Source organism: Anaerolineales bacterium (genome assembly GCA_030583885.1).
In the GTDB taxonomy this organism is placed as follows: Bacteria; Chloroflexota; Anaerolineae; order Anaerolineales; family Villigracilaceae; genus Villigracilis.
This window is the reverse complement of the sequence record CP129480.1, coordinates 2811357-2833629: the sequence shown is the minus strand read 5'-3', so window position 1 is coordinate 2833629 and position 22273 is coordinate 2811357. Positions and strand designations below refer to the sequence as shown.

Here is a 22273-nt window from a genome sequence, read left to right as displayed (position 1 = left end):
GGTATGTCAAACATAAATTTTTCCGTCAATGGCAGGCAATATTCGCTTGAACCCATCGCGGGTGAGACATTATCCACCCTGTTGCGCGAGAGACTTTGCCTGACGGGCACGAAGATCGGATGTGAAGAAGCGGAGTGCGGCGCATGCACCGTGCTCGTGGATGGCGAACCGATTATGTCCTGCGTCTATCCCGCCGAGCGCGCGGACGGCAAGGCGATTGTCACCATTGAAGGGCTGGCACAGCGCGTCCATGAAGAAATGCAACTGCATCCGTTGCAGGAGGCGTTCGTGGAGCACGGCGCAGTGCAATGTGGATTCTGTATCCCCGGGCAGATCATGACGGCATATGCCCTGCTCAAGCGCAACCTGAATCCAAGCAAAGATGATATTCGTTTTGCATTGAAGGATACACTCTGCCGCTGTGCGGGATACCCCTCCATTGAAAACGCGATCCTTGCCGCGGCGGAATCCCTGCGAACGGGTGAACCCATTAAGAAACCTCATGTTCCCGATTCGATCCACTCGCATGCAGCCGTCGGGCATTCTCATTTGCGTCCTGATGCGATTGAAAAGGTCAATGGTGCTGCCATCTTTACCGATGATTTGAAATTCGACGGCATGTTGTATGCCAAGGCCAGACGCGCCATGATCCCGCATGGTTTTTTGAAGAAAATTGACATTTCCAGGGCAAGGTCTTTGCCCGGCGTGGTTGCGGTTCTCACTGCGGAAGACATCCCCGGGGAAAAAACACATGGGCTGGTTATTTACGACTGGCCCGTACTGGTCGGTGTGGGGGAACGCATCCGCTACGTGGGGGATGCAATCGCGATCATAGCGGCGGAAACGCAGCAGATCGCCGAGCAGGCGTCGGCGTTGATCGAGGCGGAGTTTGACCTGCAGCCTGTCATCACGAATCCCGTGCAGGCGCGTCAGGAAGGTGTCCCGCGACTCCATGAAAACGGAAATTTGCTCAAGCACATAAAAGTCCGCAAGGGTGATATGGAGCAGGGCTTTGCCGAATCGGATGTCATTTTGGAGCATACCTTCCACACGCAAATCACCGACCATGCCTTCATCGAACCTGAATGCAGCATTGGCGTGCCGCTGCCGGATGGCCGCATGGAAATCTATGTCGGTTCGCAAATTCCGTATCAGGATCGAACGCAGGTGGCGCGTGCGATGGGTTGGGAGGAGGAACGTGTGCGCATCGTGGGGCAGTTGATGGGCGGCGGCTTTGGCGGCAAGGAGGATGTGATGGGACAGATCCATGTCGCCATGCTTGCAAATGTTACACAGCGACCTGTGAAACTGTTGTTCGACCGTCATGAAAGTCTGCTGGTGCATCCCAAACGCCACGCCACGCAGATCCGAGTGAAGATCGGCGCGAAGAAAGACGGCCGTCTTGTTGCGGCTGAGACCGAACTCTACGGTGATACGGGCGCGTATGCATCGCTCGGCGAAAAAGTGATGACCCGCGCCACCACTCATTCGGCGGGCCCCTATGATATTCCGCATGTGCGTGCCGACTGCTATGCCATGTATACCAACAATCCACCCGCAGGCGCGTTCCGAGGTTTTGGCGTCACGCAATCGGCCTTTGCGGTCGAGTCGATGATGGACATGCTCGCTGAAAAGTTGAAGATTGAACCCGTTGAATTGCGCCGCATGAATTCACTGCATGTGGGCAGCTTCACCAATACGGGACAGGAACTGCGCGAGTCGGTCGGCCTGATGGAATGTATTGACCGTGTGGAAGCGGAAATGCGAAAGCAAACACCGCTTCCCTTTGCCCCGAGGGTTGATCCAAACAACCCGAACCTGATGCGCGCCTGGGGCTTTGCCGCTGCATATAAGAACACGGGACTCGGCGGCGGCGCACCGGATAAATCCGGTGCGGATGTGGAACTTTATGAAGACGGCACCTTCCAGGTGCGCAGTTCCGCTGCCGAACTCGGGCAGGGATTGGTCACCGTCATGCGTTTGATCGTCGCTGAAGAAATGTCCGTCCCCCCGGAACAGGTGCGCGTCCTTGTGATGGATACGGATCTGTCCCCCAATGGCGGTCCCACCACCGCCTCGCGTCAGACGTTTGTGACAGGCAATGCTTCCCGCTATGCCGCCAAAACCCTGCGCGATCAGATCAGCGCTTCGCTGGCGGAGAAATTTGACGTGCGCCCTGACCAGATTCGCTTTGAGCGCGGCCTGGTGCATGTCAACGGGCACTCGCTGTCCTACGCGGAAATCTATAAGGAAATGACTGGCATGGGTCAGCAGCCGCGTGTCCGTTATGAGTATGAGGCCCCGAAGACTCAGCCTTTGGGAACGGGCGGCGACATGCATTTCGCCTTCTCATTCGGCGTGCAGGCCGCCGAAGTGGAGGTCAACAAACTGACGGGTGAAGTCTGCGTGCTGAAGGTTATCTCTGCCAATGATGTGGGCATGGCGGTTAACCCGCTTGGCTTGCAGGGACAGGTGGAGGGCGGCGTGATGATGGGCCTCGGTAACTGCCTCACCGAGGAGTTCATCATGGATAACGGCAACGTGGTCACAGGTCATCTTGCACGCTACCGCGTCCCCGGTATTATGCTTACGCCTGAGATCACATCCATTATTGTGGAACATCCCATCGCCGCAGGCCCGTATGGCGCAAAAGGTGTGGGCGAGATCTGCAGCATTCCTACCACGCCTGCCATCACGAACGCGATTTATAACGCGGTCGGCGTGCGGTTTGATAAGCTGCCTGTTGATCAGGAGTTGATTGCAAGGGAGTTGTTGGAGAGGGGAAAGTAGGAAAACGAAAAAAGGACTCCCGGGCCTTTAAGGCCCGGGAGTCCTTTTTTTAAACATCAAGTCTGCTTATATATGGAGTAAAATAATAGGGCTATGAAAAATTTCACCGGCTATAAATGCTCTCTGTGCGGAACCGAGTACCTGCAGGGCCAGGTCACATACACCTGCCCCAGGGACGGCGGTAACCTGGATGTGGTCCTTGATTACGATTCCATCCGAAAGAAATTCCAGCCCGAGGATATTACCTCACGGACGGAATCCTCGCTTTGGCGATATCTGCCGCTTTTACCTGTCGCTGAACCGGGCGGAGACTCAACCCCCCTGCACGCCGCGGGCTGGACGCCGGTATTTGCCCTGCCGCGCCTGGCTGAAAAACTACACCTCAAACATCTCTGGCTAAAGGACGAGTCGCGCAACCCCACGGCATCCTTTAAGGATCGGGCCAGCGCAGTGGTGGTGGCCCGCGCCCAGGAATTGAAATCCGAAGTTGTTGTGACTGCTTCCACAGGAAATGCGGGCGCAGCACTGGCGGGTATGGCCGCCGCAGTGGGCCAAAAAGCCATTATCTTCGCGCCCAAGTCCGCGCCGCAGGCAAAGGTGGCGCAGCTGCTGGTTTTTGGCGCGAAGGTCATCCTTGTGGATGGCACGTATGACGATGCCTTTGACCTGACGGTCAAAGCCGCGGACGAGTTCGGCTGGTATTGCCGCAACACCGGCTACAATCCATTTACTTTGGAAGGCAAGAAGACCGCCGCTTTTGAAATTTGGGAATGGTGGATCGAGGCACATCGTGCCTGGCATAAAAAAGACAGCGCCCTGGGTGACCATGCGCCGCTGGCAATTTTTGTTTCCGTGGGTGACGGTAATATCATCTCCGGCATCCACAAGGGATTTAAAGACCTGATGGCGCTGGGATGGATTCCGAACATGCCGCGTATCATTGGCGTACAGGCCGAAGGTTCCGCCGCGATTGCAAACGCCTTCCATGCAAATACAGAAACCATCACGCCCGTCTCTGCAATGACGATCGCAGACAGTATCTCGGTGGATCTGCCGCGGGACGGCGTCCGTGCCGTGCGGGCGGCGGTGCAGACCGAAGGCACGTACGTCACCGTGACTGATGCTGCGATCATCCAGTCCATTGCGGAGCTGGGGAAGATGGGGGTCTTTGCCGAACCAGCCGGGGCGACGGCGTATGCCGGTTTGGTCAAGGCGGCAGGCTCGGGACTGGTCGGAAGCGACGATCCGATCCTGTTGATGAATACCGGCAGCGGCCTCAAGGACGTCCGTGCTGCGATGCAGGCTGTCCAGCCTGCGCCGATCATCGAACCCACGCTGGCTGCGGTCAAAAAAATATTATGAGTACCGATTGTCCATGAAAATTACATACTCGATCATCGCCCCCATCTATAACGAAATTGAAAACCTTCCGGAGTTGTACCGCCGCATAACGGATGTCATGGAATCATCAGGCGAACCCTGGGAGCTCATTCTTGTTGATGACGGCTCCACGGACGGTTCGACGGAAAAGATCCGGGAACTTGCGCGGGCAAACAAGCATGTGCGCCCCGTCATCTTTGCGCGGAATTTCGGGCATCAGGTTGCCATCACCGCCGGCTGGGATTATGCGCGCGGCGATGCGGTGATTATCATTGATGCAGACCTGCAGGATCCGCCGGAAACCATTCTTGACCTTGCAGCGAAGTGGAAGGAAGGCTACGAGGTTGTGTACGCCGTGCGCGGCGAGCGTGAGGGTGAATCGTGGTTCAAGTTGTGGACGGCGTCCCTGTTCTACCGCCTCATCTATCGCATTACGGATGTGAAAATCCCGGTGGATACCGGTGACTTCCGTCTGATGGATCGCAAGGTAGTGGATGTCCTCAAGCAGATGAAGGAACGGCACCGCTTTCCACGAGGTATGTCCGCCTGGGTTGGGTTCAGGCAGATCGGCGTCACCTATAAGCGCGCTGCACGTTATGCGGGTGTGACCAAATATCCGTTCAGGAAGATGTTCAGGCTTGCGCTGAACGCCATCACAAGTTTTTCCTATTTTCCCCTGCAGGTTGCAACTTTCTTTGGCTTTGTCTCGGCGGGGATCGCCATCCTTGCCATCCCCGTTGTAATTTATATGCGCATCACGGGATCGGGGGCATTCTTTGGCCAGGCGACCACCTTGATCGCGGTCCTGTTCCTTGGCGGGGTGCAGTTGATTTCGCTTGGGGTTCTTGGCGAATATATCGGCCGCCTCTATGACGAAGCAAAAGGCAGACCGTTATACATTGTCAGCGACGCGCCTGAAGGCGACTGATTGGAAAGCGGCGATCCATTTTGGGCGTGGTTCCCATTTCAATTCAACCAGCACAAACCATAGCGGAGTTTTGACACCCTGCCCATTTTTGCGGAAGGTTTCGATGTTCAAATAGTGCCGCCTTTCAAATGGATCGGGCATTATGGGAGCCCCTTGTAGTTATTATCCTTCCACGTCCTGAATCTTTGCTGGCCAATGTTGGACAGAAGAAGTGTCATCCCGAAAATGATGAGGATGTTGGTGATGAAAAAGAAGACCACTTCTTCGAGAGGCAGAATACCAAAGAAAAGGATGCCCGTGGTCTGGTCCTTTGCGATGGACCAGGTTGAATCGGTAAGTGCCACGATGTCCGTCAACGAGAGATATGCGCCGGGGACGAGGAAGCCGGGAAAAACAAGCCTGCGGTAATGCCAGAGAATATCTGCGCCATAAAGCAGCTGTGGGAAGATGGCCGGCAACGCCCAGAAAAGAGTGATCGACAGGTAGGTGATGGATTTATTGTCGCTGAAGAATAACACCGTGAAAATAATCCAGGCAAGGAACAAAATGCCGGCTGCGATCATCCGGCCAGACTTTGAAGGCTGAAAAGGGCCCCCGGGTTCGGCAATTCTTCTTGCCAGGAACCACCACCATAGACCTGAGAGCAGCGTTTCCAAAACAAAGAACGTATACTCTTCGATAGGGACGTAGCCAAAGACTATGCCTGTGACGAGGTGCGGGTTGTAGTACCACACGCCTGTTGCAACGAGATAATTATCCCAGGGGGTGGTGTAAACCACTGCGATGATGACATGGACAAGTATCGCGATCCAGACGGCCCGGCCGTTTTGAAAGCCAGGTGCGGGTTTGTTGTTTTTATTGTCCCGCCAGGTGATAACGAGAAGGATCACGATGGGGATGACGAGAAAGCGCAGGAGAAATCCGAAGTAGGTCATTTGTGATTCCAAACGGGTGGTTTATTTATTTCGTTTTACAACCCTCATCATCACGCCGGGGCGCGGTTCAAGCGTTGCGCCCATGTGCGGATGAATTGGATGATCGGTGAATTCGAATGTGTGAGTTTTCAGAAGGCGCGAGATGACAATCCGCGCCTCCGCCTGACCAAATGCCGCGCCGATGCACGCACGTGGTCCGCCGCCAAATGGAATGTAGCTCATGGGCGGTGTCTTGCGTCCGAGAGAGAATCGTTCGGGGCAAAAAGCATCCGCGTTTTCCCAGATTTCGGGATCGCGATGGGTGAGGTAGATGGAATAAAAAAGCCGCTCATGCCTTGGGATTTTATTGCCATCGAAGTCCATTTCTTCCGCAATGCGGCGGTTGCCTATGTGGATGGGTGGATAAAGCCGCAGACTCTCCTTGATGACATGGTCGAGCAGCGGGGATTTTTCCATGGAATCCACTTCAAAGGTGACATGTGCATGAGTATCGGGATGCTGCCCCAATAGTGCAAAGACCCATGCCAGCAGGGCGGTGGAGGTGTCATGTCCCGCGATCATCATGGTCAGCATTTGATCGCAGATGACCTTGTCGGTCAGGCCTGCATCCATGAGGTGCTGGAGTACATCGTTGTTTTTTCCTTCTTCCTTTCTTCTGTCCGCAATGATTCCGAACAAATAATCATCCAGTACTTTCAACGGCTTGCGAAAGCCGAAACGGGGGATCTTGCGCCAGATGATCCAGGCGCCGGGGGAGATGTATTCGATGGCTTTGACGATCGGGCTCCAGAGACGCGGGAGGTCATCCCAAATATCCCTGCTGAACAGGGTTTGCATGATGATCAGCAGGGCGATCTTGCGGCTTTCGACCAGCATGTCCACCGTCTCACCATGCTGCCATTGGGAGGTGACCCTGTCCGTTTGGGCGATCATCATTTGGGTGTACCCAGCCAGGCGCGCAGGCTGAAGCGGCGGTTCCATCAGGGCGCGATATTTATCGTGCTCTTCACCGTCCACGACCAGCACGCCGCGGTCCAGCAAATCTGTAACAGGGTCTGTGTTGCGCCATAAGACCTTGTCCCGCTCGGTGACGAGAACTTTACGGACGGCTTCGGGACCGAAGACAACATACGGGCGAAAGCCGGGGATGGGGATCTGAAAGAAACGCCCGACATGTTTTGCCATTACCTTCAATGGACCCAGCGGTGATTTTTCTTTTAGCAAGGCGCGCAATGCGGCGCGCCCGGTTTCAGGGGTAAGCGGTTTTGTCATTGCAGTGTGGAAAGAAACCCGGCCACGGTCCGCATGAATTCCAGGGGGTTTTCCTCATGCGGGAGATGTCCGCTTTGCGGGATGACGCCCAGCGTGGCGTTGGGCAATTCACCTGCGAGCCGCAGCGATTGTTCGGTCGGGACGATGCGGTCATCGTCGCCAGTGATGACCAGTACGGGCAGGGTGATCTCGTTTAACCTATCGGCCAGGCCGCTTTCCTGACTGGCGAGGGTGAGCTCCCAAAGCGCCCGGTCCCAGTTTTCAGCCTGCAGCGGTTTTTGATAGCCTTCAAAAACATCGGGCGTGATCCTCGATGGATCGTGCCAGGCGGTTCTGATGAACTCGGTTCCCTGCGCCTGAAGTTGACGGGAAACAAGCGGACCCAGGTGATCGAATTGCGGCGCGCCCAAAAGGGGGCGGATCCATGACGGCGCGCCCCCGCCCGCATAGACGGCCGCATCGACAAGAATTAACGCCGACACTCTTTGCGGATATTGCAAGGCGACCTGCATGGAAACTGTTCCGCCCGCAGAGTTGCCGACCAGGATGGCTTTTTCGATATTGAATTTATCCATCAGCCCAATGACAAGGTTAACCTGAGCCTGCGGGCCGTAGGGACTTTCCCCTTCCCACTCCAGCGGACGTTCGGTCAGGCCGAATGCGGGGCGGTCATAGGCGATGACGGTGCCAATTTCAGCGAGAGGTTCAGTCACTTCGCGCCACGAGAACAGGCTTGCGCCGAACCCATGCAGGAGAATAAACGCCGGTTCGCCTTTGCCCCATGTCTTGTAATGCACGTTAACACCGTTGATCTCAACGAACCTGCTGTCGGCGTCTGTGAGGTCTTCCATTGGAAGGGTGTTTTCCAATGGCGGCACAGGGACGAGGAACGGACCAATCAAAACCAGCGCGAGGATGACCGCCAATGCGATTCCCATCGCGCGCAATACCTTCCTTATCATCTTGCTTGTTCCTTTGAAAGGCGATACGCCATCAATGTTCTTTCCTTGACAACTTCACGGTCTATGATCGGTTTTTCAGGATATCCCGCGGCTTTGATTTCATATTCCCAGGGCGCGTGAATTTCATCCATGCCCAACCCGCCTAATTCAGGAACCCACTTGCGGATGTACTCCCCGTGCGGGTCAAACTTTGCGCTTTGCAGCACAGGATTGAAGATCCTGAAATACGGCGCGGCATCGGTGCCGGTGCCGGCCGTCCATTGCCAGCCGCCGTTGTTCGCGGCGAGGTCGCCGTCGAGCAGATTTACCATGAACCATGCCTCGCCCCAGCGCCAGTCGATCAGCAGATCCTTGACCAGAAACGATGCAACGACCATGCGTGCGCGGTTGTGCATCCAACCCGTTTCCTTTAGTTGACGCATGGCGGCATCCACAATGGGCATACCCGTGAGACCATTTTTCCATGCGGCGAATTCGGATTCATTGTTTCGCCAGGGGATATTCGCCAGGGATGGATTGAACGCGCCGCTGCTCACGTGCGGGAAGTGAAACAGGATTTGGATGTAGAACTCACGCCAGATCAGTTCATTGAGCCAGATTTCCGCGCCTTTTGGGTTGGCAGGTTGGAAGGGTTGAAGGTTGGAAAGTTTTACCGCGTGGACGGCTTGGCGCAAGCCGATCATGCCGAAACGAAGATAGGGCGAGAGCGCGGACGTGCCGTCCAGGTCCATGCGGTTGCGATTGTCGGCGTACTCATGGATTCGTTTGTGCAGAAATTCTTCGAGTCTGGTCAATGCTTCTTCTTCGCCAGCAGGGAAGAGTTTATTGCTTTCAAATTTTGGCAATGACTCGGATGGGAATCCCTGCGGGGTGTTTATCTTCACCGGCGTGGGGATCAATTCGATTCCGCCGAGCGCCGCCTTCCATGCCTTGGAATAAGGCGTATAGACCGTGTACGGCCTGCCATCCTTTTTCAGGATGGATTTGGGATGATGCACCGTCTGTCCGCCGACGAGTTGGAGGGGCAGGAGTTTTGCAATGAGCGCATCCCGCCTGCGGGCGTAGGGCGTGAAGTCCTCTTCGGCGTGGACGGCATTTGCTTTGACTTCGTCGAACAACCGCCGCAGCACATCCACGGGTTTGCCTGTGCGGATGACGAGATGGGAACCGCGTTTCCGCAGTTCGTGATCGAGTGCGTGAAGCCCCGCGTACAGGAAGTCCCTGCGGCGGGGGGATTGGGTGGAAAATGCCGGGTCGAGGATGAAGACCGGGATAACCGAACCATGGGTCAGCGCGGAATGAAGCGCGAGGTTGTCCGTCAGTCTTAAGTCGCGGCGAATCCACCAGATGGAGGTCATTTAAAACCCGCGCCTCTGACTTTGCCATGGGGCTGGCCGGTTTTCCCGAAACTCGTCCACGCTGGGACCGCCCAAGCGGGCAAGACGCCAGGTTCCATACAAATAACTGAAGATGAGCAGAAGCACGATGGCAGGCCAGCCCATGAGCGCATTGACGAGCGCAAGCTGGCTGATGTCGTTGCCCTGAAAGAGCGTCACCTGCCAGAACAGGCGCAGGGCGAAGAAGAGCACCCAGACCACGGTGACTTCGGTGTAGGCGGGGCGCACCCTTGAATGCCAGTACCAGTCGAGGGGCCAGCGGCGGGCGAGATAACTCGTCCATGCCACCATCGGCTTGCGGATGATGATGCTGACCAGCGCCAGCGCAACGGTCAAACCGCCGTTGACGATGGCGGGCAGGAAGTAGCCTTCGGAACGCCCGAGCAGGTACGCCAGCGCAATTGCCAACCCGACACTGCCCATGCCAGCCAGCGCATACGCCAGGGATTGCCTGCGTCTCAAACGCACGATGGCAATCACGAATGCCAGCCCGAGCGAGCCGGCCATCGCAGTTTCGAAGCCCGCCAGTCCGTTCAACAGCAGGAACAGGACGGGCGGAATGATGGTATCCAGCAAGCCGACCTTGCCGGTCACACTGTGGAATTCCTCCAGCAGTTCGCGGGCTTTCTCAGGCATGTTTCCCCAGCCAGAACGTACGCCAGTCGCCGTTGCTTGACCTCAGTGCAAGGAAGGCATACAGCGCGCCGGTGAAGAATCCCAAGACCATCATCGCAATCGTCCACGCGATGGCTGCGGGCAGGGACTTTTCGCGGTAGAAGATCCAGCACGAGAACAGGATGAAGCCGGTGTACAGGTCCACGAGCGAGACAATGCCCCACGGCATGGACGCCAGCTGGCTGCCTTCGCCGGCGAAATCGCCGACGATGAACCCATAGAGGATGGCGGCGGTCATGGCCAGCACGCCCAGCAGGGAAATGGTCTTTGCAAGTTTCATCTCAGCGCCTCACCACAATCGGGGAATTAATACGGGCGTCCGTTTTTTGTACGCTTCGTACTCTTCCAGCCCGCCCCATTTCTGGTCCGCTTTTTTCGCAAGCAGGGGAATACCGCTGACGCGGGTAAGCAGCAGGGTGACAAAGACAGGGGAGATCAGGGCAACCCACTGCCAGCCCTGCAAAACGGGCAGGGCGATGATGGCAACGCCGATCCACAGGACGATCTCGCCGAAATAGTTGGGGTGGCGGGAGCGGGACCATAACCCCGTTTGAATGAACCTGCCTTTGTTGGCAGGGTTGGCGCTGAAGCGGCTTTTTTGTGCATCGGCGATGACTTCGATGGCAAAGCCGAACGCCCACACGAGAAAACCGAAGAGGGCGAACAAATCCAACTCTTTTCGGTAGGTTGTGGTGATGGCGACCAGCGCGGCGGCGGCTGTGAAGGTCACCCACAATCCCTGGACCGTCCAGACGTTCAGGAAGCGGATGAAGGACGGTTTGAGTTCGTCGAAGCGATCATCCTTGCCGGCTTTTTGAATGCGGCTGAAGAGGAACGTCCCGAGGCGGATCGCCCAGATGATCACCAGGGCCGCGAGCAGAATTGACCTTGCATCGAGATCGGTGCCGTACCTGCTGTAACAGACCGCGACACCGATAACGGAAATGTAGGTGATGCCTCCGGTCAGGTCGAAGAATTTTTCGGTCTGAAACAAATAGGACGGGATGAAGACCAGCCACTGGATTACAAAAGCCAGCCCGACCGCGAGAGCAAATACAGGAACGCCGCCGAGCGTGGCGCCACCCTGACTCCCCGCCAGCGCGACCAGATAGCCGATCAGGATCAAAATTGGAAATATGACGAGCGAAGTGAGGTCTGTTTTTTTCATGGTTTATTTTCCTTTGTGATGCAGGCAAATCCCAATGCACCGATGCCGAGATGGGCACCCAGTACGGGAGTGATTTGCACAATAAGAATTTCCCCCTGCGGGAGGAAGGAGCGGACCTGTTCGAATAACGCCTGGGCTTCCTCCTGAACCCCGGCATGCAGGATGGCCAGTTTTTCGTAGGGGGCATATTCGCCCAGCCATTCCATCAGGCGTGCCGCGGCGCGTTTTTGCGTGCGCGTGCGGTGCGCGGTGGCCCTGCCCATGTTCATGTGCAGCAGGGGTTTGATCTGAAGCAGCTCGCCGAACCTGGCGATGGCAAAATTCATCCGCCCGCTGCGGCGCAGGTATTCCAGGGTCTTGAGCGATGCGAACACGTAGGTGCGCTTCATGACTTCCTGCAAGCCGGCCATGATCTCCTCGACCTTTTTGCCAAGCTGTGCGAGTTGGGCGGCTTTTTCGACGATGAACCCCGTGCCGAGGCTGAGCTGACTCGAATCCAGCACCGTGACGGGGATGCGGGTGAATTGTTCCGCAGCGATGCGCGCCGAATTGATCGTGGCGCTCAATGTCTCTGAGATGTGAATGGAAATGATTTGCAGGGCGCCTTCATTTGCCAGCCTTTCATATACCTGCGTAAATACATCCGGTCCCGGCGCGGCGGTTGCCGGCGGGGGATTGTAGGCTGGCAATTGCGAATAAAACTCCTCACGCGAGAGGTCGACGCCGTCCAGCCAGGTTTTCCCACCCTGGTTGATGTGCAGGGGGATGACCGTGATCGCAAGCTGGTGTACGGTCTCTTGCGGCAGGTCACAGGTGCTGTCGGTGACAATTCGAATCATGTTTTCCTTCCTTATCTATTTGCCTGTGAATCCAGCCAGGTTTTGATCGGGTCGCCCTGGCCGTTGATGTGCAGGTCCACTGCGCGGGAGTAGTTCTGCATGAAGTCGTTCAATTCCTGCGGGGGCCTTTCGTGAAATTGCATCAGGACCTTCAACCATTCCACCTCGCCGGTGACATGTTCCATGTCGCCGAGCTGCAGGGCGGCGGCGATATTGTTACCGAGGAAGTGAATGCCCGTATTCAACCCGTCGGGACTGATGGAAAGCGGCTGGACAAGTTCCTTGATCGTGTTTTCGATGGAGGTGCGCCGCGACGTGAAAGCCTGCAATGCGGCCAGGCAGGATTGTGAGGCGGGCTTGAGTTGTTTTTCCTTCAACCTGCCTTTCAGCATTTTCTCCACTTCGTCAATGGATGAATCCACGCTATCGCCGAGGTAATGGCCGGGAATGTGATCCGCCAGGCTCTTCCGCAGGAAGAAGATGCGCCCGCCAAAGGCGACGGGGACTCGCAAGCCTGAAAGCGAGAGGGCGGTCAGCTGCAGGCTGGCGGCGCTGGTGAGCGTCTGGGCGGCGAGGATGACGAGGTTTGCTTTTACCTTCGAAACAGTCTCCTCAAAGCGCTCCACAGGCACATTCGCGCCGAGATAGATGACGTTCATCCCGCGGCGGCGCAGGAAGAGCGAAAGCAGCAGGGGTGTGAAGGTATGCCATTCATCCGGCGGACAGCCCACCAGCACCGTCTGCGGGCGGGATGGGGCGGGGGACGCGCTGAGCAGGGCGTCGAGGCGGCGCATGGCCAGACTTGACGCAAAGTGCTCCTGCTGTACGGAGGCCCGGTTTTCGTACCAAAGATCGCCGATCTCGGCCATGCCTTTTTGCAGCACCTCGGTGCAGACAGCCTCGACCGGGAACATGGAAAATGCCTTGTTCAAGGCCTGTTCGGCGTTCGATTCGTTGAAGTTTATGCAGGCGGCGATCCATTGCCTGCGAATGACATCCAGATTTGTGTCCGGCGGGAGGCTGGCGAGTGTCGCCTGGGCGGCGGTCAATGTGGAAGTTGCATACCCGCCCAGCAGCGGGTCCGTGCCGGAAGCGGTCTGTTCATTCCACAGGTCCACCGCGCGTGAGATCGAGAGTCCCTCCGCCTGACGCGCGATCAGCCATTTGATCATTTCGATGTCGTGCTGCGAATACAGCCGGTGGCCGCCCGAGGTGCGCTGCGGCGCGGGAAGTCCATAGCGGCGTTCCCAGGCGCGTAACGTGTCGGCGGCGAGTCCGGTTTCAAGCAGGACCGCTTTTAAGTTGAAGGCAGGGGTTTTGCTGTACATTATTTTTTCCTTAAGCGGGATGTAGGGTAGGTTTGACTACCTTTTGCACAGCAATTGTACCTGCTTCCTTCAATATTCGCCCGGTTGTGAGCCGCGCGGAAAGCAGGACGATGGGCAGGCCTGTGCCGGGATGTGTGGATGCGCCTGCGAAATAGAGGTTCTTGTACTTCCTGTGACGGTTGTGCGGCCGCAGATAGCCGACCTGCCAGAAGTTATGGCTCAGACCGAAGGCCGCGCCTTTTTCGAGGTTGAAACGCTCCTTCCATACCTTCGGCTGGTAGACGATCTCGAACTTTATATGTTCTTTGAGGTCGGTACTGTTCATTTCCCTGGCGAGGCGGTCGAAGACGGTTTCACGGGCGCGGTCGACGAGCGCGTCCCAATCCTGTTCGCTGCGCGCGTCGAGGTGACCGACCGGGACGAGGACATACAGCGTGTCCTGCCCCTGCGGGCCGGCGGCGGGGTCTGTGCGCTTGGGCGCATGGACGTAGAACGAAGGCTGCTCGGGCAGGGTGTGCTCGTTGAAGATCTGGTCGAAGGAGGCTTTATAGTCGCCGCCGAGGAAGACGTTGTGATGCGCGATCTGCGGATACTCGCGGTCCACGCCCCAATAGAACATGATGGTGGAGCAGGTGTAGAGCTTTTCATCGAGGCTCTTCGCCTCGCTTGCATCCGGCAAAAGTTCCTTGTAGATATAGGGCAGGTCGGCATTGCCGACGAAGATATCGGATGAAAAGGCGCGGCCGTCCTCGAGAATGACGCCGAGCACCTTGTTCCCGTCCGTTTCGATGCGTTTGACAGGCGCGTTGTAGATGAACTTGACGCCCAGTTTTTCAGCGACCTTGACCAGCGCCTGAATGCCGGCGTACATCCCGCCCATGGGATACCACACGCCTTCGGCAAGTTCCGTGTATTGGAGCAGGGAGTAGGTGGCCGGCGCATCGTAGGGACTCAATCCCAAATACATGTTCTGGAAGGTGAAGGCGGCTTTGAGTCTTTCGTCCTTGAAGAAGCGCCCTGTGTTGCGGTAGTGCTTGTCCAGCGCCTTGAGCTGGAAGATGAGGGGCAGGTTCTTCAAGCTGAAGTACTCGAAGATGTTGTAGAAGTTCCTGCCCACGAATTTCTCGAGCGACATTTTGTAATGTTTGCCACCCTCGGCGATGTAATCGAGAAAGCCTGTGAAGGCGGTCTTTTCCACCGCCTCCAGCTGGGTTTGCATCCTGCCGATGTCGGAGGTCAGTTCCAATTGCAGGCCGTCGTCGAAGTGCACCTTGTAGGTCGGGTCGATGCGGCGCAGGTCGAGATGGTCGCTCATTTTTTCGCCGAGCGCGGCGAAGGTTTCCTCCCAGACCTCGGGCATGAGGAACAGGGTCGGACCAATGTCGAAGCGGTGCCCGTCGCGAATGATCTGGCTGGCGCGTCCGCCGGGGGCGGCTTCCTTTTCCAGCACGGTTACGTCATATCCATTCCTTGCGAGGCGGGCGGCTGTGGCAATCCCGCCGATCCCCGCGCCAATGACAAGAGCAGTTTGTTTCATGTTTCTCCTTGATGTCGAGTCGGCCGGTTTGCCGGACGGGAGCATGTCCCTGCGGGCAGGCAGTTCCCTGACTCAAATGATGAATAACCCAATTGTACGCAATGTCGATAATTTGTCAAGGTTTATACCTAATCCATCTTTGCAAAACCTTGACAAATAAGATAATTCCTGTAAAATTTCCACAGTCGAAAGCAGGGATTGCATATCCCCTTTGGCGAGACCACATGCAGGAGAAGATACCATGCAGGCACATGCGAACTGGGAAAACCAATTAATTGCCCTGGCCGGGCACATTCCCCATCCGTCCCCGCGGCCTTTTTTCTCGTATTGGGCGGGCGATGCCGCCCTGCACAGGGCGTATAAACAGGCCGAGATCATCACCGCCCGCCACAGCAAGTCGTTTTTCGCCGCCTCCGGGCTGCTGCCGGAGGAAAAGCGTTCGGCCGTGCGCGCGCTGTACGCCTTTTGCCGCACGGTGGACGATATTGTGGATGAGGTGGAACTGAAGAAGGACCGCGACTTCGAGCTGGACTACTGGCGGAATATCGTGCAGACCGCCTCCGCCTCCACCGATGACCCGGTTTCCGCCGCATGGGCAGACACCCTGGCCCGCTATCATATCCCGCGCCACTATGCCCTGCAGCTGATCGACGGCGTGGCGCGCGATCTCTGCCAATCCCGCTACCAGACCTTCGAGGACCTGGCCACCTATTGTTACGGCGTGGCTTCCACGGTCGGCTTGATGAGCATGTACATCGTCGGCTTCAAGAGTCAGGAGGCTGTGCCGTACGCGATCAAGCTCGGCGTTGCGCTGCAAATGACCAACATCCTGCGCGATGTGGGCGAGGACTACCGCAACGGACGCCTGTACCTGCCGCGCGAGGAACTGCTGGCCCACGGCATCCGCGAGGAGGACATCGCTGCCGGCCGCATCACGGACAACTGGCGGCAGTTCATGAAGTTCCAGATCGGGCGCACGCGCCGGTTATATGAGGAGTCGTGGGCGGGGGTAAAGATGCTCGAGCGCGAGGGGCAGCTGGCCATCGGCGCGGCCTCGGTGTTCTATCAGGGGATCGTGGACGATATCGAAAAGCACGATTACAACGTCTTCACCCGCCGCGCCGGGCTTTCGGCATGGGGCAAGCTGAGCCGCATCCCGCGTTTGTGGCTGAGAATCCGTTCGTTATAGGGGAAGCGCCTGCCGCGCGGGGGGGCAGGCAGGCGCGCGCCATTGCGGATAGTCATAGGGATTGAGCCGCTTAATTCCGGCGGGCGCGTTTTGCAGGGGGCAGCCCCGGCGGGGATGTTTCTTGAGGATTATGCGGCTCGGTTGTGAAAGCGGTTTTTTCAGCCGCTTTTTGGGCGGGGGGAGATGCCGGCCTGTGGTTTTTGGGGAATTTCCCAGTGCAAAAGTTAATTGGTTTAATTCGGAAGTTAATCGGTTTAAAACCAAAGTTTATTGGTTTAATATCAAAGTTTGTTGGCTTAAAACCAAAGTTTGTTGGCTTAAAACCAAAGTTTGTTGGCTTAAAATCAAAGTTTGTTGGCTTAATTTCGAGATTAAGCCAACAAACTCGGCCGGGCACGTTTTGCAGGGGGATGTTTCGCGATATTCGGCGCGGACGGCGCGGCGCAGTTGTAAAAGGGGGCTTTTCAATTGCGATTTATCCGTTGGGTGTGTTAAAATTGGGTGGGTATTTATACTATTTTAACCCATCACTGTCTAAAGTCCCAAATTAAGATAGGCATTAGAATGAGACACGTACAAAAGTATTTAGACGGTGAAACGACGTCCCATACAGTAGTTGAACTAAGCGCTTCGCGCAGATTCCCCTAGATCATCAATCTGGATAGCAAAATACAATCAGGCTATATTTCTTTTTTGAAATCAAATTCAAAAAGGAGATATAGCGATGAGTGCGTTAAGACAAAAGATGATCGAAGATATGCAATTGAAGGGGTTGGCTGTTCGGACACAGGAGGCATATGTAAACGCAGTGCTCCAACTGAGCAGACATTTCAAAAAGTCACCCGACAGCATGGCCGAGGAGGAACTTCGAGAATACTTCCTGTACTTGAAGAATGAGAAACAGGTGGCAGACAGCACTTTCTCCATTGCATTATGCGGGATCAAGTTTTTCTATGAACACACGCTGGGAAAAGAATGGCATACCCTGCAACTCGTCCGCCCGGACAGAAAAAAGAAGCTCCCAGTTGTTTTTAGTGCTGAGGAGGTGAAGCGGGTATTAGATTGCGTGCATCGCTTTCAGTATCGAGTTTGCCTGCATACCATTTATGCCTGCGGACTGCGCTTGCTGGAAGGGACCCGCTTGCGCGTGAAAGATATCGACAGCGACCGCAAGATGATCCATGTGGTTCAGGGAAAAGGTGGAAAAGACCGCTATGTACCCCTGCCTGACCATACCTTGATGCTGTTACGTCATCATTGGCTCTCACATCGCCATCCCGCCTGGGTGTTTCCTTCTCGAAATGGACTGGAGGCTATTAATGAAAGCGCAGTCCAGAAAGCGTTTCGAGTAGCGCTTCGTGAGAGCGGCGTACACAAAGCTGCCTCTGTCCATACCTTGCGCCATTCGTATGCCACGCATCTGTTGGAAGCTGGCGTCGATCTGCGGATCATCCAGACCTATCTCGGTCACGCATCTCCGGCAACAACCGCCATTTACACCCATCTCACGTCTGTGACCGAAACCCAGATCAACCAGCGCATCAATCAGATCCATGCAGATCTATGGGGCTAGAACTGGCTGACCTCTTTCGAGAGTACGGCGCGGACTACCGAAAAAAATATGCTGACAAACTCCTCCCCTCTCATCGTCAGGCCATGAGGGCGATCGAGCATTGTCGCACCGAGCGCCTGGGCGGACAGGTGTATGGCTGTCCCACCTGTCAGGAGTTTCAATACAGTTATCATTCCTGCCGCAACCGACATTGTCCCAAATGTCAGCATGAGCAAACTCAGAATTGGCTGCGGGTGCAACAGGGTTTGCTCCTGAATGCACCATATTTCTTCCTGACTTTCACCCTGCCTGCTGAGTTACGCTCCCTAGTGCGGGCTCACCAGAAAGCACTTTACTCCCTGCTCTTTCAGTCCTCGGCTGAAGTAACACAGAAACTTGCTCGTGACCCGCGTTATATCGGCGGTCAAATCGGTTTGGTGGGCGTCTTGCACACCTGGACCCGCAATTTGATCTTTCATCCACATGTGCACTATCTCGCTCCCGCGGGTGGCTTACATGCGGATGGGAAGACCTGGCTGCCTGCACGCCAACGCTTCTTCCTGCCTGTGCGGGCTCTCTCCAAATTGTTTCGGGCTGCCTTCAAACGGGGCCTGCAGAAATTGAAACTCTTTGACAATGTCCCTTCCAATGTCTGGACGCAGGATTGGGTCGTGCATTGCAAACCGGTTGGCGATGGCCAAGCCGCTCTCAAGTATCTGGCTCCCTATATCCATCGGGTTGCCATCAGCAATCGCCGTTTGCTGGCTTTTAACAACGGCGGCTCCATGGAAAGTTCTCAGGTCACCTTTCAATATCGTGCTTCCGATACCGGTCAACTCAAAAGGTGTACGCTTTCGGTTGAGCAGTTCTTCCAGCGTTTCCTTCAGCATGTTCTCCCGCATGCCTTTGTCAAGGTGCGCTATTTCGGTTTCTTTGGCGCTTCGGTCCGTCGCAAGTTGGCCGCCTTACAGATCCGCCTCGGCAGTCAGGTGCATGACTCAGCCGAACACCAGGCTGTCTCTTCTCCATCCGCTCCGGAAACCCCTTCCAAGATTCTTTGTCCAACTTGTGGGCAGGCGATGACCTTCCAGAGAAATCTATCTCCCCTACAGTGCCGCTCTCCCTAGAATCCCCGGGTCGCTTCCCGCTCTTCATCTCAGACAGTTGTGGCTTATCCAACTGTCCGTTTGACGTTTCCTTGGGAAACATTTCGTCTGCTTTCCCATTCCGGGTTTGTTGCACAAGGCTTTGATTTTCATGTAAAATACTCTGCAGATCGTTCCTTGATGGGTGAGCGTTGGGTTTCCAAGATTTTTTGCCAGATCTTTCTGGCTTCTTTTTCCAAATACGGCTTAGTCCAACTCGGACAGATGCGGCGGTGATTTGTCCCTTTCCTCCAGCCTTCCTGACTCCCGCCGCATCAATCCTTAATTCGTTCGGCGGCTAACGAAGGCACATAGGAAATATTGAAATGATTTCACATCTTGTCCGAATGGCTGGAATTACAATAGACCTCTTGCATAAGTGTGCCATAATAGGCACATGAACTATAAGACAATCGCACATCTCAAAGGTAGTGACTTCAAACGGCTAACTGGCGTCCAGCGCGAAACCTTCGAGCAGATGCTCACAGTCATTGAGAAAGGGCTGCGAGACTTCGGGAGACCGCCAAAACTGAGCCGAGCCGATCAGTTGTTGATGACCTTGATGTACTGGCGAGAATATCGCACAGAATTTCATATTGCGCAATCCTATGGTGTCAGTGAAGCAACCGTTTGCCGCACCATTCGCAAGGTAGAGGAGGCCTTAGTCCGTTCAAAAAAGTTTCGTTTGCCTGGCAAAAAGGCACTCCAAGCCAGTGACACGGTGTTCGAGGTAGTGCTGGTTGATGTCAGCGAACAGCCAGTGGAACGTCCAAAAAAAGCCAAAAACGGCATTACAGTGGCAAAAAGAAGCGTCACACCCAAAAAGCGCAGGTGATGGCTGATCGAAAAAGTACCCAAATCATAACCACCGCCTTTAGTCATGGAAGCAAACACGACTTCCAACTGTTCAAAGACGATGCCTGTGAGTTCTCTGAACATCTGCGTATTCTGGCAGATGCGGGCTATCAAGGATTGATGGAGTTTCATCAGAACAGTCAAACACCCTTCAAGAAATCCAAATACCATGCTCTGACGAAACGAGAGAAACAGAGCAATCGAAGCTTGGCACGGAAACGGATTGTGATTGAGCATATATTCCGTAAGTTGAAAGTGTTTCGCATTTTGAGCGAGAGGTATCGCAATCGTAGAAAGAGATTTGCTTTGCGCTTCAACCTGATTGCTGCTATTTACAACCTTGAACTCAACTCAATTTGACTTTTGCAAGAGGTCTAATATTTATTTTGCTCTGTGTCTTCTATCCATTCTTTCCTGGACAATATGATAGCTTAGCCATGCCTCTTTCAATTACGGCGCAAGTTGGCGTTGCAATCGGATTATTATTACTTGTTCCAATTGGTATTTTGTGGCTAATTTATGAGTTGCGAAAACAAGCCCAAAGAAAGCAAAATCTTGCAGTAAATCCAAAAAGATACTACTTCGCCTATGTTTCCACCATTTTATTTTCAATAATTGCAATTGCAGTTTCTCTTGTGGCATTTGCAACAGTTGGTTTCTCGTTAGCAATCATTTCTGTTATCGTTTGGGTATTTATTTTTTCAAGGCTTCTACCCAACCTAAAATCTATAAAAGATGTTGAGTACGACAACTTTTGTCTTGCACCAATCTATTTTGTGTTCGTGCCCATCGCGGCAGTCTTATTCCAACTTTTTTTCGGCACTTCGATAACCAATCACAGCAGAGATTATGCGATAGCAAATAGTGGAGAATACATCAGAGACATTGAAGATTACCATGCTCAATACGGGAATTATCCATCTTCTCTTCTTGCTATGTGGAAAGATTACTACCCCAATGTAGTAGGTGTTGAAAAATTCCATTACACCCCAAGTGACAACGCCTATAATCTTTTTTTTGAACAGCCAAGATTGTTCTTTGACAACATCGGCACACGGGAATGGGTTGTGTATAATCCACTCGATGAACATCAAATGTTCAGTCATACTTCTTGGTTTCTTTTACTTGCACCAAATGAGTTAAAAAGAAGTCAAGGTTGGTATGCAGTTCATGACACAATACATCCGCATTGGAAATACTTCTGGTTTGATTAATACGAAACATGGAGAAGAACGCCGCCGAACAAAGCGTGCAGCAACTGTCTTGATTGTCAAGAGCAAAAACCACTTTAAAGGGAAAAACCAGTCCGTCTCAGGCTGTCACCGTCTGCCTGAATGGGACGCGATCTCGCATCATCGCGTTCAGGATGGTTAAGAACTTTCGCATACAGGCTGTCAGCGCTACCTTCTTGACCTTGCCCCGTCTCAATAATTCCTGATACTGTGCTTTGACCATCGGGTTGTACCTCGTCGCCACCAAGGTCGACATGTACAACACACTGCGCACTTCGATCCTGCCTCCCTTCGTCTTCCGATAGCCGCGTTTCTTCCCGCTATCCGAGTTCATCGGTGCCAAGCCCACTAAAGCCGCGATCTTCTTGCGGTCCAGTTTTCCCAACTCAGGCAGTTCCGCCAGCAGGGTGGCCGCGGTTACCCGTCCCACACCCTTGGCACTGCACAGGATCTGCTCCTGTTGTTGCCAGTCTTCATGTTCTTTCATGAACCTGTCCAACTCCCCTTCCAAGCGCTTGATCTCTTCCTTCAAGACCTTGATCATCCGCTCCAACGAGCCGCGCATATCCGCATGCACCGTCCGTACACGGCTTTTTTCCGCCTTCAGCATCTCTTCCACCTGTCTGCGCCTCACCAAAAGGGCGGATACATAGCGTCCTGCCTCACTTTTGGCCTCAAACCACCTCGGTCTCACCTGTTTCCCGAACTCTGCCAGGTTGAAGGCGTCCAATTTGTCGGTCTTGGCAAGCAGCCCGCAGGCTCGCGCGTATTGTCTCACCCGCGATGGGTTGACCACTGCCACGGGCAATCCTGCCTCATACAATCCCAAGACCACGGCTCGTTGGTAGCCGCCCGTCGCTTCCACCACGATCAGTTCTGGTCCTAGCGTTTGCATTTTCTTGATCAGGCTGGCGATCCCTTTTTCATCGTTTGTGACCTGGCTTGCTTTCGTTTCCCCCAACACGGCAATGTCTAACTTCTCTTTGGCAACGGCGATCCCTACGAACTTTCCGCTACTAGTTGTCATTCCTGCCTCCGTTTTGTATAATGGAGTTGAGCCCACGCTAGTATTCGGTCTTTATGACCTTG

Annotated in this window: 20 protein-coding genes; 9 read left to right on the top strand and 11 right to left on the bottom strand. The window is 54.7% G+C overall.

Annotated elements, in window-relative coordinates:
* Positions 1-3 precede the first annotated feature (3 nt).
* From QY332_14070 to QY332_14060, 3 genes are all read left to right on the top strand, one after another.
* Entirely contained in the window at positions 4-2790 is a 2787-nt protein-coding gene (locus QY332_14070) for a molybdopterin-dependent oxidoreductase (GenBank protein WKZ34743.1), read from the top strand.
* Between the two features lie 93 nt (positions 2791-2883).
* Positions 2884-4152, top strand: a complete 1269-nt coding sequence (thrC, locus tag QY332_14065) for a threonine synthase (GenBank protein ID WKZ34742.1) — start codon at positions 2884-2886, stop codon at positions 4150-4152.
* Positions 4153-4165: 13 nt separating this feature from the next.
* Complete coding sequence (locus QY332_14060) at positions 4166-5098, top strand: glycosyltransferase family 2 protein (GenBank protein WKZ34741.1); 933 nt, start codon at positions 4166-4168, stop codon at positions 5096-5098.
* A gap of 140 nt (positions 5099-5238) precedes the next feature.
* Here QY332_14060 and QY332_14055 read toward each other — a convergent pair whose 3' ends face one another.
* The 10 genes from QY332_14055 to crtI are packed head-to-tail and all read right to left on the bottom strand — an operon-like array spanning position 5239 to position 15211.
* The gene (locus QY332_14055; GenBank protein ID WKZ34740.1) at positions 5239-6033 is read right to left on the bottom strand and encodes a lycopene cyclase domain-containing protein; all 795 of its coding nucleotides are present in this window, start codon (positions 6031-6033) and stop codon (positions 5239-5241) included.
* A gap of 21 nt (positions 6034-6054) precedes the next feature.
* Positions 6055-7305 (bottom strand): cytochrome P450, encoded by a 1251-nt coding sequence (locus QY332_14050; GenBank protein ID WKZ34739.1) that lies wholly within the window; start codon positions 7303-7305, stop codon positions 6055-6057.
* Positions 7302-8267: an alpha/beta hydrolase gene (locus tag QY332_14045; protein ID WKZ34738.1), complete on the bottom strand. Its 966-nt coding sequence runs from the start codon at positions 8265-8267 to the stop codon at positions 7302-7304. Before QY332_14045 ends, QY332_14050 begins: the two co-directional genes overlap by 4 nt.
* Positions 8264-9625, bottom strand: a complete 1362-nt coding sequence (locus QY332_14040) for a deoxyribodipyrimidine photo-lyase (GenBank protein WKZ34737.1) — start codon at positions 9623-9625, stop codon at positions 8264-8266. Before QY332_14040 ends, QY332_14045 begins: the two co-directional genes overlap by 4 nt.
* Positions 9626-10300, bottom strand: a complete 675-nt coding sequence (locus tag QY332_14035; protein ID WKZ34736.1) for a DUF3159 domain-containing protein — start codon at positions 10298-10300, stop codon at positions 9626-9628. It abuts the gene before it with no gap.
* Positions 10293-10619: a hypothetical protein gene (locus tag QY332_14030; GenBank protein WKZ34735.1), complete on the bottom strand. Its 327-nt coding sequence runs from the start codon at positions 10617-10619 to the stop codon at positions 10293-10295. Before QY332_14030 ends, QY332_14035 begins: the two co-directional genes overlap by 8 nt.
* A 9-nt stretch (positions 10620-10628) precedes the next feature.
* Positions 10629-11507: a DUF1295 domain-containing protein gene (locus tag QY332_14025; GenBank protein WKZ34734.1), complete on the bottom strand. Its 879-nt coding sequence runs from the start codon at positions 11505-11507 to the stop codon at positions 10629-10631.
* Positions 11504-12346, bottom strand: a complete 843-nt coding sequence (locus QY332_14020; GenBank protein ID WKZ34733.1) for a DegV family protein — start codon at positions 12344-12346, stop codon at positions 11504-11506. The genes QY332_14025 and QY332_14020 overlap by 4 nt, the downstream gene beginning before the upstream one ends.
* Positions 12347-12357: 11 nt before the next feature.
* A complete protein-coding gene (locus tag QY332_14015) occupies positions 12358-13674 on the bottom strand; it encodes a MerR family transcriptional regulator (GenBank protein ID WKZ34732.1) in 1317 nt (438 codons plus the stop codon).
* A gap of 10 nt (positions 13675-13684) precedes the next feature.
* On the bottom strand, positions 13685-15211 hold the full coding sequence (gene crtI, locus QY332_14010) for a phytoene desaturase family protein (protein WKZ34731.1): 1527 nt from the start codon (positions 15209-15211) through the stop codon (positions 13685-13687).
* 241 nt (positions 15212-15452) lie between these two features.
* On the opposite strand from crtI, the gene QY332_14005 reads away from it, so the two are divergent.
* From QY332_14005 to QY332_13980, 6 genes are all read left to right on the top strand, one after another.
* Positions 15453-16400, top strand: a complete 948-nt coding sequence (locus QY332_14005; GenBank protein ID WKZ34730.1) for a phytoene/squalene synthase family protein — start codon at positions 15453-15455, stop codon at positions 16398-16400.
* A 143-nt stretch (positions 16401-16543) separates the two neighbouring features.
* A complete protein-coding gene (locus QY332_14000) occupies positions 16544-16951 on the top strand; it encodes a hypothetical protein (GenBank protein ID WKZ34729.1) in 408 nt (135 codons plus the stop codon).
* A gap of 173 nt (positions 16952-17124) precedes the next feature.
* A complete protein-coding gene (locus tag QY332_13995; protein ID WKZ34728.1) occupies positions 17125-17973 on the top strand; it encodes a site-specific integrase in 849 nt (282 codons plus the stop codon).
* Entirely contained in the window at positions 17964-19079 is a 1116-nt protein-coding gene (locus QY332_13990) for an IS91 family transposase (protein ID WKZ34727.1), read from the top strand. The genes QY332_13995 and QY332_13990 overlap by 10 nt, the downstream gene beginning before the upstream one ends.
* 415 nt (positions 19080-19494) lie before the next feature.
* Positions 19495-20312 (top strand): IS5 family transposase gene (locus QY332_13985; protein ID WKZ34726.1). Its coding sequence is split into 2 segments (ribosomal slippage): positions 19495-19876 and positions 19876-20312, totalling 819 coding nucleotides; the frame shifts between segments, so codons are not numbered across the junction.
* A gap of 77 nt (positions 20313-20389) precedes the next feature.
* Positions 20390-21166, top strand: a complete 777-nt coding sequence (locus tag QY332_13980; protein WKZ34725.1) for a hypothetical protein — start codon at positions 20390-20392, stop codon at positions 21164-21166.
* 97 nt (positions 21167-21263) lie between these two features.
* Here QY332_13980 and QY332_13975 read toward each other — a convergent pair whose 3' ends face one another.
* Positions 21264-22211 (bottom strand): IS110 family transposase, encoded by a 948-nt coding sequence (locus tag QY332_13975; GenBank protein WKZ34724.1) that lies wholly within the window; start codon positions 22209-22211, stop codon positions 21264-21266.
* Positions 22212-22273 lie beyond the last annotated feature (62 nt).